This is a genomic window from Roseibium aggregatum (assembly GCF_014692675.1).
GTDB classification, from domain to species: Bacteria; Pseudomonadota; Alphaproteobacteria; order Rhizobiales; family Stappiaceae; genus Roseibium; species Roseibium aggregatum_C.
In genome coordinates this window covers 1-16,392 of sequence record NZ_JABFCZ010000047.1, presented here as the reverse complement: position 1 = coordinate 16,392, position 16,392 = coordinate 1, and the positions used below count along the sequence as shown (strand labels likewise).

Genomic DNA, 16,392 nt, shown 5'->3' with positions numbered 1-16,392 from the left:
ATCGCACCAGCGGCAACCCACCTTGAGGACATGGATAATGCCGGAGATCACCCTGCGGTCATCAACCCGGCGGGCACCGCCCTTGTGCCTCGGCAAAAGCGGCTCGATCACTGCCCACTGTTCTCCGACAACCAAAACAGACGTCCCATTAGAGCCTCCAAACCGTTGTTTGGACGAATTGAATCTGATTTGCTACATTAATTCAATATGATCATTGGGTTTTAACCCTAGTATCCAGATGCGTGCAGCCGCGAGATTGAGGAAAGCTGCAAAGGACGCTTTGGTTTTGTCGTATCGAGTGGCGATCCTGGGGAACTGTTTGACCTTGTTGAACATTCGCTCAATCCGGTTCCAGTCCTTGTAGGCCCGGAAGTCGCAAGGAATTGGTTCCCTGCGGTTTGACTTCGGAGGAATGACTGGACTGATGCCAGCCAACAGCAGGCTTTGGCGCACGGTATCGCCATCGCACCTCTTATCAGCCAGGTACGGCCGGGGCTTGTGGAAAGGCATATCCAAGTGGGCGGGAACGGCGCTGTAGTCTCATGCTTCGCCGCCGGTCAGGACAGAGCCGGGAGGGCGTCCTTGACTGTCGGTTCGGGCGTGAATTTTCGTCGTAAAGCCGCCGCGTGATCGACCAAAAGCCTCCTTATGAGTCCCCCTTTATGGATCGCCCGCCCCTCCCGCCGACGCCTGTGTAGGATGTCGGTGTTCAAGAAAGGAAGGAACGGACCATGAGCATAGTGATCCTCGGTATCGACCTGGGCAAGAACAGCTGTAGCATCGTCGGCCTCGACGCAGATGGATCGGTGATCGTGCGACGGCGGATGCGACGCGACGGGGTGATCGCGTTCGCCGCCAAACTGCCGCCTTGCACGATGGCAATGGAGGCGTGTTGCGGAGCGCATCACATGGGCCGCATGTTAGCGGGACTCGGCCACGAAGTCCGCTTGATGTCGCCTGAATATGTGCGCCCGTACGTCAAGGCGCAGAAGAACGACGACCGTGACGCCGAAGCGGCGACCTGGCCAACCATGCGCTTCGTCGAACTCAAGAGCGAGGAGCAACTCGACGTTCAGACGATGCATCGGGTGCGCGATCGCTTGGTCGGCGAACGCACCTCGTTGACCAACCAGATAAGGAGCCTTCTGCTGGAGCGCGGGCACGTCGCGGCGCAGGGCTACGCCCGACTGCGCCTCCTGCTCGGAGAATTGTTGGATTCAGGCGCGGATGCGTTGAGCCGGCGCATGGCGTTCCAGCTCGGCGACATGCAAACACGCTGGGACGAGTTGGACCGTCGGATCACCGCCATTGACGCCGAGTTCGCAACCATGGCTCGGACCGACGATCGGGCTAGGCGGCTGACAGGCATTCCTGGCATCGGAGCACTGAACGCCACCGCGCTGGTAGCCACGGTGGGCAGCGCAGCAACCTTCTCGAAGGGACGCGATCTTGCTGCCTGGTTGGGGCCCGTGCCTCGCCAGGTCACCACCGGCGGCAGGCCGAAGCTACTCGGGATCACGAAGCGGGGTAGCCGATATCTGCGCAAGATGCTGATCCAGGGCGCGCGATCTGCTATGCCCTCGCTGGCTAAAACCGACACTGCGATTGGATCGTGGCTACGTGCGCTTTTGATCCAAGCCCATCCCAACGTTGCCGTCGTCGCGCTGGCCGCGAAGTTGACCCGTATCGTCTGGGCGCTGCTCCGCCACGGAAAAACTTATCAAGCTGCGTCGATATCTGCATGAAGAACATGCGTCCGGAGAAAACTTCGCCGGACGCGACGAACTGCGAGTGGTGAAAGGAAGATGGCCTCTCGACACGGTCCAGATGAGCGTGATGGATCTGCCGGTAGGTTTCGCCATGACGGCGGAAAACATCCGCTACCTCCAGTCTCCCGACATGGAGGCTGCGTCAGTTCGGCAGCACCACGCCAATGTTGAGCCGGACGAGCGGGCTTTGCGTGCGCCGGATAAGTCTGCTCGAAACTTTGGTGTAGCGCGCCGTGCTCGACAGATGTTCGTGGCCGAGCAGCACCTGGATGATACGGATGTCTGTGCCGTTTTCCAGCAGATGGGTGGCGAAGGAGTGCCTAAGCGTGTGTACCGTCACGCGCTTGTCGATGCCGGCGGCGGCCCGCGCCGAGCGGCAGGCGGCATGAAGAACCGTAATGCTGATCGGTCCGGAGCCGTCGCTGCGCGGAAATAGCCAATCCGGCGGCCGCGAAAGCCGCCAGTAGGTCCGCAAGATATGCAGGAGCTGCGCAGACAGCAGCACGTAGCGGTCCTTGCCGCCCTTGCCGTGGCGGACCCGGATGACGCCACGCTGGCTGTCGATGTCAGCCACCTTGAGCCCGACAACCTCGGAAACACGCAGACCCGCCGCATCGGCCGCAGTCAATGCCGTGCGCGTCTTCAGGCTCGGCACCGCCTCGAGAAAGCGCACGACCTCGTCGGCAGAAAACACTTCCGGCAGCTTGCGCGGCGCGCGCGCATGGGCGATGAGCTCCGGGATCTCGGCATGGCCGAGCGTCGCGCCGTAGAAGAACCACAGCGCACAGACCGTCTGGTTCAGCGCCGGCCAGGAAATGCCGGTTGCCACCAGATGCACCTGAAAGGCTCGGACATCCTCAAGTCCAAGCCGATCCGGTGAACGGCCGAATTGGTGGCTGAACTTCGACACTGCATGCAGGTAAGATCGCTGCGTCGCTGGCGAGAAATTGCGGACGGCAATGTCCTCGATCATGCGGCGGCGCAGGAAGCTGATGGCTTTGCTTATCGGGGTGCTCCTGTCTCAAGGATCGGGCTTCAACAACCGCATTCCTCGCAGACAGGGCACCATCCCCAAAACTCACACCAAATGCCGCGTCAGCGGCTTCGTTCAATCCACTTTGTCAACACGGCCTAGTTCAATCCACGAATATTCTTGTGATTTGGTATTGCGTACGTGTAATCGGGTCATCTAGCTTGAGCATGGAAAAATTCGCATGGATGGAGATCCGGATTCGGTGTGTCAGGCATACTTTGGGTTATGACAAATGAATTCCATTGCTAGAACAGGGTTAGATATTAAAGTTGCTTTTGAGTCTGGTTTCAAGCGGAAAACGCTTCCGGTGTCTCGGCATGAAGATATCCAAGATAATATACCGATTGTGACTGTTCATGCGCCCAGTGATTCCGATAAAGTTCCACATCAAATCTGGTTCAAGAGATTGCTTCGCGCAGTTGCGAAATACATTTATCGGCTTTTAAAACCAGCCGTCCGGCCGATCGCCTTTAGGGTTCGCCGTTATTTGATTGATGGCTTACGTCAAGAGATCCAGCAGGAAATCCAGAGGGCGTCGGCTGCTACGGCGCAAGAGATCCAGCAGGAAATCCAGAGGGCGTCGGCTGCTACGGCGCAAGAGATCCAGCAGGAAATCCAGACGGCGTCGGCTGCTACGGCGCAAGAGATCCAGCAGGAAATCCAGAGGGCGTCGGCTGCTACGGCGCAAGAGATCCAGCAGGAAATCCAGACGGCGTCGGCTGCTACGGCGCAAGAGATCCAGCAGGAAATCCAGACGGCGTCGGCTGCTACGGCGCAAGAGATCCAGCAGGAAATCCAGACGGCGTCGGCTGCTACGGCGCAAGAGATCCAGCAGGAAATCCAGACGGCGTCGGCTGCTACGGCGCAAGAGATCCAGCAGGAAATCCAGACGGCGTCGGCTGCTACGGCGCAAGAGATCCAGAGGGCGTCGGCCTCTACCCTTGCGAGTTTCCAGCTGCTGCGCGGTGACCTTTTGTCTCGACTTGACCTAATTGAGATTTACACCGCTGGCGCCGCCCGAAAAATAGCTATAAACTGCGGGGCGGGTGAGGTTCTAGTTAGAACTCAAGTGGGCTTTCTTCTCTGCGCTGCATCCGATCATGCGTTGCTTTCATGTTTGCTGGATACTGGTGAGCTTGAACGCGGGACAAGGATTTTGATTCAAAAATATTTGAGACCCGGAGATGTCTATGTCGATGTTGGCGCTAATGTTGGAATGCATACCTTAGCGGCTGCTCGAGCAATGCAGGGGCAGGGAAAGATCATAGCTTTTGAACCGTTTGAACCGACGATGCGCATGCTCGAAAAATCCATCTGGATGAATGGATTTTCGAAAATGACAGAGATCCATCAGGCGGCTGTTTCCAATACCGCCGGCCACAAGCAACTTTTCATCGGCGCCACTAGCGGGCATCACTCCCTGTTTCCGTTGGAGCCCTCACCGAACAATGCGCAAGGCCCGATGGAGGTCACCTCGGTCAGACTCGATGGCGTCATCGCTTCCGGCCAACGGATTGACCTTATGAAAATCGATGCCGAAGGGGCTGAACTTGAAGTGATTGAGGGGGGGACATCCTTGATCGCTGGTAATCCGGATATTGCCTTGATTGTTGAGTTCGGCTCTTCGCACCTGCGCCGGATCGGGAGCACCCCGAGCCAATGGTTCGCGTCATTCAGCCAACTAGGTTTGGATTGCCGGGTGATCAACCATGAATCTGGGGCGCTTGAATGCTGGTCGCTTGACGAACTGGAGCAGACGGAATCCGTCAATCTTTTCTTCGCGCGAGCGGAATCTGCGGCGTGGGGCCGACTGTCATGAGATCAGGAATTATTGTAGTTGGCGCGGGAGGTCATGCAAAAGTGTGCATTGAACTTCTCCGGGCCATGGGGGAGAGCGTTGCTTATTGCGTGGGAGCTCCGGACAGCCCAGAGAACTGCCTGGGTGTCCCGATTCTGCGGGGAGACGAAAACCTTAGCTTTCTGCGTTCGGAGGGCTATTCCAGAGTCTTTGTTGCCGTTGGTTCGAACCGCCTTAGGGAGCGTCTAGGCACTCTTTACGCCGGGCAAGGCTACCAGTTAGTCAACGCGATCAGCCCGCTTGCGGTCATTTCGCCAAGCGCTACTCTGGGTCACGGGGTCGCGGTGATGGCGGGCGCCATAATTAACGCAGAATCGGTGATCGATGATCTCGCTATCATCAACACGGGCGCAACGGTCGACCATGACTGCCGTATCGGTCAGACGGTGCACATCGCCCCGCAGTGTGCGCTGGCGGGGAATGTGACTGTCGGCAACCAGAGCTTTCTGGGCGTCGGCTGCAAGGTGATTCCCGAAATCAGGATCGGCGAGCGCGTGACGGTAGGGGCCGGCGCGGTGGTGATTTGTCATATCGAGTCGGATGCCACTGCGGTTGGCGTGCCGGCAAGAGTTCTCAGTAATTGATTGATCAGGAAAAAACATGAATCGAATCTTTGTAGCCCAACCCAAGATGGCCGGCAATGAGCGCAAGTACGTGCTCGATTGTCTCGAGACCAACTGGATCTCCTCCAACGGCAAATATATCGGTGCGTTCGAAGAGGCATTCGCCAAATTCTGCGGTGTCAAACACGCCATTGCTGCGAACAACGGAACGACCGCATTGCATCTGGCCTTGGTGGCGCTGGACGTTAAGCCGGGAGATGAGGTGATCATTCCGACGGTAACGTATATCGCGACCGCCAATGCGGTTCGCTACTGCGGTGCGACGCCTGTGTTTGTCGACGTATGCTCGGATACGATGAATATCAATCCTGCCGATATCGAACGAAAAATTACCCCGAAAACGCGCGGCATCATCCCCGTTCATCTCTATGGCCATCCAGCCGACATGGACGCGGTAAACCGGATCGCATCCAAATATGGATTATGGGTTGTTGAGGATGCGGCCGAGGCACATGGTGCCGAGGTGAACGGGAAAAAAGTCGGGACATTGGGGGCCTGTGCCACCTTCAGTTTTTTTGGCAACAAGATCATCACAACCGGCGAAGGCGGGATGATCACGACTGACGATGATGAACTTGCCACCAAATTGCGCCTCTATCGAGGTCAGGGGATGGATCCCAAGCGTCGCTACTGGTTTCCCGTTGTTGGGTTCAACTACCGCATGACCAACATCCAGGCTGCTATTGGCTTGGCGCAGATGGAGGGTATTGAAACGGCCCTCTCAGATCGAGAGCGCCTCGCCGGTTGGTACGACGCTGCACTGAGCGATCTGACTGAGCAGATCGTTTTGCCTCCGCAGGCATCGTGGGCCAAGCCGGTCTACTGGATGTACAACATCTTTCTGCGTGACGGCAACGAGAACCGACGCGACCAGGTCATGCGTGACCTGGATGATATGGGGATCGAGACCCGCCCGGTTTTCTACCCGATGCATGTGCTTCCCCCTTATCGGGAAGCTTCGTCTTATCCTGTTGCTGATTTGTGGTCGCAGCGAGGCATCAACCTCCCCACGTATCAGGATCTCACGCGGGGCGATGTGGAGCGGATCGCGTGGAGCCTCGGTGAGATTCTGAGAGAAAAATGAAAATCGCCCTCTGTTCTTCGTTCGTTCCATTCATCAACGGGGGCTATCGAAATATCGTCGAATGGCTTCAGCCGATGCTCGAGGAGCAGGGGCACCTGGTGGAAAGAATTTATCTGCCGGAAGTCGATGCGCCCGATTTGCTGTTCCAGCAGATGATGGCTTTTCGCTGGGTGGACCTTGAGATGGCTGACCGCATCATCTGCTTTCGCCCACAAGCACACCTGATCCCGCACCGGCACAAGATTCTCTGGTTCATTCACCACCTCCGCGCTTTTTACGATCTGTGGGATAGCCCTTATCGAGGCTTTCCTGACGATCTTAAACACAGTGGCATTCGGGATGCCCTCCATCGAGTCGATGACGCCGGCCTGCACGAGGCCAAGGCCATCTTCACCAATAGCCGCGTGGTTTCCGATCGCTTGAAGGCCTATAATCAGGTCGACAGCGAAATTTTGTATCCCCCGGTTTTCCAGCCTGAACGTTTTCACTGTGTAGGCTTCAGTGACGAGATTGTCTGCATTTGCCGGCTCGAACATCACAAGCGCCAGCACCTCCTTGTCGAGGCTTTGCACCACACTCGAACACCGGTACGCCTCCGGTTTTCGGGGACTAGCGCAGGGGCAGACTATCCGCGTGATCTGTCGCAAAGGATTGCCGAGTTGGGGCTTGCCGATCGTGTTAGCCTGGATAACATTTGGATCAGCGAAGAAGAAAAGGTGGCGCAACTCGCCCATTGCCTGGCTGCGGCATATCTTCCGTTGGACGAAGACTCTTACGGCTATCCCAGCGTCGAGGCCAGCCATGCCTCCAAGCCTGTTTTGACGACATCTGATTCCGGCGGTGTGCTTGAACTTGTCCAGGACGGCGTCAATGGCTACGTCACCGAACCCTCGCCAGAGGCGCTGGCCGACGCCATCGACCGCTTGTATCTCGACCGCGTCAAGACGGAAGCCATGGGCAGGAATGCCCGCGACCGACTGGCGGAGTTGCGCATTTCCTGGTCGCATGTATTGGAGAGACTGCTGGCATGAAAGTTCTCATCGTCAACAACATGGCCCCCTTTGTATGGGGCGGTGCCGAGGAGCTTGCCGCGCATCTCCAGAAAAATCTGGTCATCGCTGGCCATCAAGCGGAAATCTTGCGCATCCCCTTCCAGTGGGAACCCGCAGCGCGTATCCCTTCGCAGATGCTGATGGTGCGGGCGTTCGAACTGTGGAATGTCGATCATGTTATTGCGCTAAAATTTCCTGCCTATCTGATCCGTCATCCGAAAAAGACACTTTGGCTACTCCATCAATACCGGCAGGCCTACGATCTTTACGATACGGGGCAGTCCAATCTCCCCCCAGGAGCGGCGGGGCTTGAACTGCAGACCTTGATCCGGCATGCCGACCAAGAGAGTTTTGCGGAAAGCCGGCACATTTTTTCCAACTCTGAAGTCACCCGGCAGCGTCTGCTCAAGTACAACGGATTTGATGCTGAAGTCTTGCTTCCACCGATCAATGATCCTGAATTGTTTCCGGGCGGTGAGCCTGGTGACTATATCTTTGCCGGCGGGCGGGTTAACGGGATGAAGCGCCAGCACCTTTTGCTGGAGGCACTGGCACAAGCCGATAAACGCGTGAAGCTGCTTATCGCCGGACCTCCCGATCGCCCGGACGACGCGGCAAGCTTGAGGGAAGCCGTGGAACGATTTGGACTGGCCGATAGGGTCAGGCTCGACCTGCGTTTTCTCCCTCGGGAGGTCTATGCGGGCTATGTGAACCGAGCTGCTGCGGTGGCTTACTTGCCCTATGACGAAGATTCGCTAGGCTATGTCGCCATGGAGGCGGCGACTGCGGCGAAGGCGCTGATCACTACAGCCGATAGCGGCGGCATCCTGGGTCTGGTCAAGCAGGAGTATACCGGATGGGTGGCACACCCCAGCGCCGATGACTTGGCTAGGGCCATGGAGGCGGTTTTCGAGAATGCAGCACGTGCCAAAATGTATGGGCAGTCCGCACGCGCGCTCTGGGAAAACATGAAAATAAATTGGCCCGATACCGTGGAGGCATTGTTGCGATGAAGCTGATTGTCTTTACGCCAGCCAACACGAAGTCGGCTATTGGCCGCATGGCTGCGTTGGTGACGCGCGAACTGGTGGCACAGGGGTGTGAGCTGACGGTGGTGCGTACCGAGACGAAGCATTTGCTGTCGACTGATGTGCACGACTTTGGAACCCGGGTCTTGCCATGGGATGACGACGCAGAGGTTCGGGCACTTATCCGGAGTGTTGACGCCGGCATTTATCATATTGGTAATAGTTTTGAGTTTCACGAGGGAGGTGTTCGCTGGCTGGCAGAGTTCCCTGGTCTGGTTTGTCTCCATGATTTTTTTCTGGGTCATCTTTTTTATGGATGGGCGCAGACGCATCGCGCGCAAGCCCAAGCCGTATTGCAGCGCTGGTACGGGGAAGAGATGGCGGAACGCTTCTTCAGCTTTTCCGACAGCGAGGCGTTCATCGAAGGCACCCGTGAGGTTATCCCGATGATCGAATGGATTTGTTCGCAGGCAGACGGCGTGGTAACCCACAGCAGTTGGGGCTGTAGTCGCGTGATGAATTCATGCCCGGGTCCGGTACGGGTGGTGCCGCTGGCCTACAATGCACCAGCCGTGCTTGCCAATTCGGCCGTTAACACGTCTGCTGGCGGCCGAACTTTGCAGCTCCTGACTATCGGCCATGTTAATCCGAACAAGCGGATTGCGAGTGTGGTACAGGCAATCGGGCTCAGTCCCTTGCTCAGGAGTCGTGTGAATTATCGACTTATTGGGGCCGTAACGCCGGAAATGATGAATTCACTCACTGCCTTAGCTGAGCGCCTTGGCGTGAATTTGGTGATTTCCGGCGAGGTTGACGATAACGATCTGGCGCGTGCCATTACTGAAAGCGACGTGATTAGTTGTCTTCGCTGGCCCGCACTAGAGGCGGCCTCAGCATCGGCAATTGAGGCGATGCTGTATGGCAAAGCGGTGGTTGTTACCGACACCGGGTTCTACGCCGACATACCAGACTCGTGTGCCATCAAAATAAACCAGTCGAACGAAATCCCTGAACTCCAATCTTCCCTAGAAGAATTGCTTGAAAACAATATTCGATTAATAAGCTTAGGGGAAGACGCTCAGCGCTGGGCGTCACAAACTTTTACTGCCAGCAACTACGCCATGCGGTTAATTGAAACCATTGAAAACATGTCTAGAACTGTACCGGGCAAAAGGGCGATTGATAGTTTTTGCGTTATTCTGTCTCGATGGTCATCAAATGGCACTTTTTTCGTTACTCCAGATCTAATTAATCCGTTGAGCCTTTTTGAGAATGGAGATTGATTTGATTTTTTGAGAATATTTGTTTTGATAGCGAATCATCGCGGTAATGCAGCTTGCTAAAAACTGGACGATGTCAAGAACCAAATGCAAAACCGGGTTCATTGAATTGAGGAATGGCGTTGACTGATTTTTTCCAACATGGTCTGGGAGGCCTTGGCTCTACATGGATGCTTTGACCCCGGTTGGACAAGGGCAAGATTGGTGACCAGTCTCGACCGTCGAAAAGTGATGGAACTAAGCGGGTTTTGAGGTAGGATGCGGCCCGGTCAAACCTTTCGCATGAGCACGCAAGCGCAAGTATTCCCTGTTTCGCGTACGTTCATGCTACTGCCGGTGGCGGGTGAGTGTCCGACCGCCAATAATGCCGATCTGCTTCGGGTCGATACTCAAGAAGTCCCGTCCCAGTGTCGATGGATGTAGGCAAGCTTCTCGCCAAGGCGGGATTTGGCGGATACCCAGAGGCGTTGCTCTTGCAGCCATCGTCCGAAGGCGGCGACCAGCGGTGCGGGCCTGCCGGGCCGAGAGCCGCGGCCCGGGCGCCGTGCCGCGGAGAGAGAAGAAGGAACATTCTAATGGACATCACGGTTCTTGGGATTGATCGGCTAGAATATCGATCGGGTAAGAACACGATTTAAATGTTTATTTGGCTGGCCAATCAAGGGGCATTTATTGACCGAGCGCCTGAAGACACAAGGCGGATACGACCTGCGGCGAACAGGTGTGTTCAATTAATGCGCGGCCATTCAGAGCTCGGCGATAACTTCCTTCCTGATTTTGGAACACTTCTCGCATGGCAGAAATGGCATGCTCCTCATCGGGTTCGGCCCAGAACTGACCTTCAAAGTGCACGTATTCCTCTTTCTTGACCGGTACCAATTGATAAGAGATCGGATGGGCGGTTTCTGCCGTGATGAAGTCGGTCGAGCCACCATAATCGGTGGCGATCACGGGTTTGGCACTTGCGAGAAACTCTGCAAGTCCCAAGCCGAAGCCTTCTGAGCGATGCAGGGAAATGAAACAATCAGCTTCCTCATGCATGTTCTGCAAAGTCTTCTCGCTGACATAGCCTTCCAAATGCTTGATTCGGGCATCTTTGGATGAAAGCCGCATCATTTCTTCCCTGTATGGGCCGTGTCTGTCTGAGTACCCATTCGACTTAATAATAAGGCCGACGTCCCGTTCCTCCGGGGCGAAGGCTTTCTGGAAATTTTGAATGATGGCTTTGGGGTTCTTTCGATGGGGTGACGAGTTGTAGTCAAATGAGAAGAAAAAGTTGAAGGGCCTGTTCCGTTCAGGCCTGACTATCATCTCCGCTTCTGGGATCTGCACAACGCTCGGGATTTTTTTAACAACTAGAGTTTTGTCCAAGCGTAGTATGGCAGACTGTATGAAGTTGCTTGCAACCCAGATCTGGTCTGCCGCGAGCAAGGCTTGGCGCCAATCTTCCGGGATGTTGGCGAGCTCCCAGTATGTGCGGAGGATGTTCCAACGGGCAGGATAGGCGCGCTTTTGGGTAAGAGTAAGTGCGTCGCAAAAATGCGGTGCCGGCAGCACGTAAATGTGGTCTCGTAGCAAGCCATGAGCAGGATCTGGCAGCAGCCGCGAGCTCAGCCGGTCCTCAACCCCTAGGCGGAAAGGCAGCGCGGCTGTATTAACCCCGGCGTCTCGTATCGCGTCTGTCAATTTTCTGCAGGAGGTTCCCAGGCCGAGCGATGCTTCGTGATAGCCTACGACCATCACGCCGCTTGGGGGGGCGTCGGATTTGATCAGTGCTTCCGCTTGAGCATTCGCAAAATGCGTACTGTTCCTGTCCGACTCCAGGTAGTGTTGCAAGAAGCTAGTGTCGGGTTCAAGTTTAACCGCACCCATCGACTGCGAATAATATGCAGGGTCAAACCAGCTTGTCGGCCTAAAGCATTTCTTCTCACCAATATCGAGATAGTGCTGGATAGCCCCTAAGGTGGTTGGTTCCAAATTTACGCCATACTTTAGGAGATAGTCTCTGGTATCGAACCATTGGCTCGGAGAGTGGGCCAAATCGGAGCCAAATAATATGAAATATTCTAAAGGAAGTATACCGCCTTCCCGTAGTTCTCGAAATTGAATTGAGTACCAAATCGGATCGAACCAGAAATTAGGCCTTCGCCATTCGTAAATTCCCTTGCTGAAATAGTGTTCGACAGGATTCCATCCCTCTTCGATGATCTCGGGATTCTGAGCGGCGTACCACTCCGGATTGAACCACGGGTTCGGCTTGTGCCATTCCCTTATCCCATGAGTAAAGTAGTGTTCGACTGGGTCGGAGAGGTCATGTTCCGCCCCGAGATAGTGTTCGCCATACCAAGTCGGATCGAACCAGAAGTTAGGGCTACGACCTTGGAAACGTCCGATCTTGAAAAAATGCTTGGTCGCCGAAATACCGCCTGAAACCGCGTCAGGGTACTGACCGGCATACCAGTTGGGGTTGAACCAAAAATTGGGTTGGCGATTTTCTCCAATGCCAAACAGAAAATAATGGGTGAAAGCAGGAATGCCCGCGGAGGCAAAATCCACGTAGTGTTTCGCATACCATTCGGGGTCGAACCAGAAATTCGGTGATCGGTTCTCGGACATGCCGATCTTGATAAAGTCGCGGAAAGCTGCCTCTTGCCCTCGGTTAGTTAGCCGATATGTATTCGTATAATAGTTAGCATCGAAGGCAAAAGCTTTCTCGGCCGGATTGAGCTCTAGCCTAGCGATCAAGCGCCTGGTTTGGCGTTCCTGGTTGATCGAATTCTTGAGAATTCTGACCAAAGCGGAATGCAATGGCGCGGTTGCAGTCCCGTCCGGTCTGCCTACCGCCGGGAGAGCTTGTCTCTGGATCCGCTTGATCCATTTCCGGGCCGCATTTCGGTTGATCCGATTGGTTAGGTCCTCGGTTTCCTGCAGAAGTTTCAACGCCGCATCACGCTCTGCAGGTGTCTTGAGGACGTTGTCGTGAAGGTCGTAATGCATCTTGTGGAGATTGTGATACGAAACGTCCAGACCATGGTGATTTTGAAGAAGCTGCTTATTTTCGTCCGAAAATGTTTCTTGGTGGGGCGTTTGGTTCATCTCACGCACGAGAAAGCCTTTGCTCCCTTCCGGAAGTCCGTAATTATCGGAACAAATAGGTCCAAGACGGAAATTTCTGCTGAAATTCTTCTTGCTTTCATGGACGTAGAACCGATTTAGTCCATCGAAATAGGCCAAGAGATAGCCTCTCGACAAGACCTCTTCTTCCCATTCCTGGTGGGTTTCCTCCCGAGCGTCCGGCGACACACTATCGATGACCAAAATGCCGGGTCTTTGCGAAGCGTCGCCCCAGCTGCTCAGGACGCTTGCCTCCATCCCTTCGACATTGATTTTCATCCAGTCTATGGATTCTCGATCTGCATGCTCGAGGACCGTCTTTAGGGGAACAACCGGGACTGTCCGGCTTGTATAATCGAAACCTCTCGCCTTGTGCATGAGTGCGATGTCTTCAATGGCTGTACTCATGCCGGTACCCGGGATTTCATAGAAGGGAATATCGCCCTCTCCCTCGCCAACAGCGACTTGCAGGACTTCCTCATCGGGTCTTGCGTGCCGCAGTTTCGAAGCATAGTCGGAGTTGGGTTCAACATGGAGCCCGCGCCAGCCGAGCTCATAAAATGCGCGGCTGACAGAATCTTCGAATGGGTCGAATGCTCCGATGTCGATATAGTAGCCGCTTGAAATATTCTCGAAGCTACGCATAAGTATTAAGTCTTCGAAATTCTTAGCGTAGCTCTTCATCGCAATACCTCTCCCTTTATTTTATTTTATCTTTTATAAAACTCTTTAATGTTCATTTTCAATTACCTTGGCGAGAGCAGCTTCCCTGCATGAGGACTTTTTACTTCATCTTTGAGAACTAGAAAATAATAAACTTATGAATATTTTACTTTTTTCTTAATTCCGATAGTATTCGAAGATATCTGAAATGATTTTATCAATATTCCTCTTCGGAATCCAGTTAGTAAGATCTCGAATTTTTTTATTCGAACCCAATATTACTGGTATTTCATTTTCTCGAATTCTGTCTAGGTCAATTCGTATTTCAAATTCGGCTTTGCATTTACTTTGTACAATTTTCGCAAGTTCTCCGATTTGTATCGGGTTGCCAGTACAAACATTGAAGATGTTTTCCGCGGCCGGACTGTTGGAAGGAACAGAATTTATCAGCGCCATATAGGCGTCACAGACGTCACGTACATCTAGGATTTCTCGCTTCGGATGAAGATTTCCAAGTTTGACGATAGGATCGGCTCGACCTTCCTCAATGGCAACGGCTTGCGAGATCATTGCAGGCAAGATGAAGTCGGAAGTCTGGCCCGGTCCGGTATGGTTGAAGGGGCGCACCACGATCAACCGACTCTCTGAGGGAAGGATGTTCTGCAGGGCTTCTTCGGCAGCAGCCTTTGCCTTGGCATAAACTTCCCGGGGAGCCAGAGGGGTCTGTTCCGTGACAGGCCCTAGTCGGCAATTGTCACCGTAGACCTGTACCGAACTGGTAAACAGAAAGGTTGATTCAGGCACGTGTCGCGCGCAGGCTTGGGCAAGGTTCACTGTTCCCTGATAGTTGACGGCCCAAGTTTCCTTTTCGCGATCAGGTGCAATCGCTATGGAGGATTGTGCAGCGAGATGAAGGACCAGGTCGGGTCGAAAGTCGGCTGTCAGCGCGTCCAAGGCTCGGGGGTCCCGGAGATCTGCGGCGACTTGACGCCACAAAGCCCCTTCGGAACCGTGTGGTTCGGAGGCAGTATTGTTTGGCGAAGGGCGGAAAATATTGACGAGTTCTGCGCCTGGAAATGCCACCTCGACGGCTCGGGACAAATGCCCGCCTACGAAGCCCATCCCACCAGTCATCAGGACGCGTGATACTTTATCCGTCGAACTAGTTTTCATGATGAGAGCCTCCTGGAGGTTCGTTATTTTTTAAGGCGTTCTAGGTCCGCATCAACCATCTCGCGGATCATATCTTCAAGTGTAATGCTTGGCTCCCATCCAAGTTTAGCCTTTGCCTTGGAGGGATCCCCGAGGAGGATATCGACCTCGGCCGGCCGATACAGGTCGGGGTCGATCTTGACGAATTTGTCGAAGTCCAGTTCCAGATAATCCATGGCAATCTTGCACATATCGCGCACGGTCGTCGTTTTGCCTGTGGCGATGACATAGTCGTCCGGCCGATCTTGCTGAAGCATCAGCCACATGGCTTCGACATAATCGCGTGCATGTCCCCAATCGCGCTTTGCATCGATATTTCCGAGCTTCAGTTCAGATTGTAGACCGAGCTTGATCATTGCCGCCGCGGTAGTGACCTTGCGGGTCACGAACTCGGCCCCACGCAGCGGGCTCTCGTGATTGAAGAGGATGCCAGAGGATGCATGTATGTTGTAGCTTTCGCGATAATTGACCGTGATCCAGTGACCATAGAGTTTGGCGACTGCATAGGGGCTGCGCGGATAGAACGGGGTCGTCTCACTCTGTACGCTTTCCTGTATCAAGCCAAACATCTCGGAGGATGAGGCTTGGTAGAAACGTGCGTCAGGCTTCGCCGAACGCAGCGCTTCGAGCATGTTGGTAACCCCGATTGCCGTGATGTTAGCTGTCAGAATCGGCTGTTGCCAAGAAGAAGTGACAAAGGACTGGGCCGCGAGATTATAGACCTCGTCCGGCATGACCTCGTTGACGATGCGCATCAAGCTGGAGAGGTCGCCCAGATCGCCATCAAAAAGTTTGACCTTATCCCAGACGCCGATCCAGAGCAGGCGATGGTTGTCGACACCACGGTGGGAAGAGCGTCGAACGATGCCATAGACTTCATATCCCTTATCCAAAAGAAATTTGGAGAGATAAGCCCCATCCTGTCCGGAAATGCCGGTTATAAGTGCACGCTTGGTCATAGATTCCTCTTTGGTAATTCCATCAGGTAAGAGAGTAATATTAGTTTCGCTCAATTTCCGGGGGCGTGGTTATGGACATCCCGCCACTGGCCAGACCTTCTTTTTCGCGACACAGGATGCTATCTTTGGAGAGTTGAGGGAGAACTGGCAAGTCGTCCGGATTCTACGTTGGGGCATATGGCTCCGAAATGTTCGGAATATGGGGACCGGGAGTGACCGACCAAACTTCTCCTGATCGATTTCCGCAATGGCAGAAAACTGCGTTGCACTCAGGCCGTCGATCAGGCGCATCGGGGTCTCACCAGACATCTCATCCGCTTTACAGGAATGGTGCGATTGAGAGAGACCACTGCTCGGGCTCCAAACCAGTTCCAGCGTGCCAACGGCAACCTCTTCGTCGGGGGAATTCGGAAAGACACCGGTGAGAGCTTGATGCCCGAGGTTTAGAATTGAAACCAGACCTTGGGAGCCGCTAACTCGACATCTATCCATCGCTTCATATGCAGTCATTACGGTATTGTCTCCAATCGAATTCGGGCAGCGGGGAGCGGAGTTGTGGAGGATCTCGAGCTCACCCGGCCTTGGGACACAAGGGGGGAACTTTATTGGCGTTTAGAAAAGGTCAAAATGCAGTTTTCCAATGTTAGATATTTTCTTACTCGCTTTTTCCCTCATAAAAAGAGACGGCTTTTTAGTGTTTGGGGTTGGGGTTGGGGT

At 54.4% G+C, this 16,392-nt stretch carries 12 protein-coding genes and 2 pseudogenes; 7 read left to right on the top strand and 7 right to left on the bottom strand.

Annotated elements, in window-relative coordinates; genetic code table 11:
• Both HK439_RS25525 and HK439_RS25520 read right to left on the bottom strand, forming a co-directional pair.
• Window positions 1-149, bottom strand: a pseudogene (locus HK439_RS25525) (transposase); the annotation flags it as partial.
• Window positions 150-192: 43 nt separating this feature from the next.
• Window positions 193-660: pseudogene (locus HK439_RS25520) on the bottom strand (IS5 family transposase); the annotation flags it as partial.
• A gap of 71 nt (window positions 661-731) precedes the next feature.
• Between HK439_RS25520 and HK439_RS25515 the strand changes: the two are divergent.
• A complete protein-coding gene (locus HK439_RS25515; RefSeq protein WP_190294324.1) occupies window positions 732-1,745 on the top strand; it encodes an IS110 family transposase in 1,014 nt (337 codons plus the stop codon).
• Window positions 1,746-1,911: 166 nt separating this feature from the next.
• On the opposite strand, the gene HK439_RS25510 is transcribed toward HK439_RS25515, so the two are convergent.
• On the bottom strand, window positions 1,912-2,742 hold the full coding sequence (locus HK439_RS25510; RefSeq protein WP_190294323.1) for a tyrosine-type recombinase/integrase: 831 nt from the start codon (window positions 2,740-2,742) through the stop codon (window positions 1,912-1,914).
• A gap of 292 nt (window positions 2,743-3,034) precedes the next feature.
• On the opposite strand from HK439_RS25510, the gene HK439_RS25505 reads away from it, so the two are divergent.
• The 6 genes from HK439_RS25505 to HK439_RS25480 are packed head-to-tail and all read left to right on the top strand — an operon-like array spanning window position 3,035 to window position 9,730.
• Window positions 3,035-4,621, top strand: a complete 1,587-nt coding sequence (locus HK439_RS25505) for an FkbM family methyltransferase (protein WP_190294322.1) — start codon at window positions 3,035-3,037, stop codon at window positions 4,619-4,621.
• Window positions 4,618-5,244 carry an acetyltransferase gene (locus HK439_RS25500; RefSeq protein WP_190294321.1) on the top strand — a complete coding sequence of 209 codons (627 nt, stop codon included), beginning with the start codon at window positions 4,618-4,620 and terminating at the stop codon, window positions 5,242-5,244. The genes HK439_RS25505 and HK439_RS25500 overlap by 4 nt, the downstream gene beginning before the upstream one ends.
• Before the next feature lie 16 nt (window positions 5,245-5,260).
• Entirely contained in the window at window positions 5,261-6,367 is a 1,107-nt protein-coding gene (locus HK439_RS25495) for a DegT/DnrJ/EryC1/StrS family aminotransferase (RefSeq protein WP_190294320.1), read from the top strand.
• The gene (locus tag HK439_RS25490) at window positions 6,364-7,398 is read left to right on the top strand and encodes a glycosyltransferase family 4 protein (protein ID WP_190294319.1); all 1,035 of its coding nucleotides are present in this window, start codon (window positions 6,364-6,366) and stop codon (window positions 7,396-7,398) included. Before HK439_RS25495 ends, HK439_RS25490 begins: the two co-directional genes overlap by 4 nt.
• Window positions 7,395-8,432 carry a glycosyltransferase family 4 protein gene (locus HK439_RS25485; protein WP_190294318.1) on the top strand — a complete coding sequence of 346 codons (1,038 nt, stop codon included), beginning with the start codon at window positions 7,395-7,397 and terminating at the stop codon, window positions 8,430-8,432. The genes HK439_RS25490 and HK439_RS25485 overlap by 4 nt, the downstream gene beginning before the upstream one ends.
• Window positions 8,429-9,730 carry a glycosyltransferase gene (locus tag HK439_RS25480; protein ID WP_190294317.1) on the top strand — a complete coding sequence of 434 codons (1,302 nt, stop codon included), beginning with the start codon at window positions 8,429-8,431 and terminating at the stop codon, window positions 9,728-9,730. The genes HK439_RS25485 and HK439_RS25480 overlap by 4 nt, the downstream gene beginning before the upstream one ends.
• 666 nt (window positions 9,731-10,396) lie before the next feature.
• Here HK439_RS25480 and HK439_RS25475 read toward each other — a convergent pair.
• The 4 genes from HK439_RS25475 to HK439_RS25460 all read right to left on the bottom strand — a co-directional run bounded on the left by HK439_RS25475 (window position 10,397) and on the right by HK439_RS25460 (window position 16,167).
• Window positions 10,397-13,525, bottom strand: coding sequence for an FkbM family methyltransferase (locus tag HK439_RS25475; protein ID WP_190294316.1), 3,129 nt, complete (start codon window positions 13,523-13,525; stop codon window positions 10,397-10,399).
• A 156-nt stretch (window positions 13,526-13,681) separates the two neighbouring features.
• Window positions 13,682-14,677, bottom strand: a complete 996-nt coding sequence (locus HK439_RS25470; RefSeq protein ID WP_190294315.1) for an NAD-dependent epimerase/dehydratase family protein — start codon at window positions 14,675-14,677, stop codon at window positions 13,682-13,684.
• A 23-nt stretch (window positions 14,678-14,700) separates the two neighbouring features.
• The gene (gmd, locus tag HK439_RS25465; RefSeq protein ID WP_190294314.1) at window positions 14,701-15,675 is read right to left on the bottom strand and encodes a GDP-mannose 4,6-dehydratase; all 975 of its coding nucleotides are present in this window, start codon (window positions 15,673-15,675) and stop codon (window positions 14,701-14,703) included.
• Window positions 15,676-15,744: 69 nt separating this feature from the next.
• A complete protein-coding gene (locus HK439_RS25460) occupies window positions 15,745-16,167 on the bottom strand; it encodes a hypothetical protein (RefSeq protein ID WP_235988117.1) in 423 nt (140 codons plus the stop codon).
• Window positions 16,168-16,392: the final 225 nt, after the last annotated feature.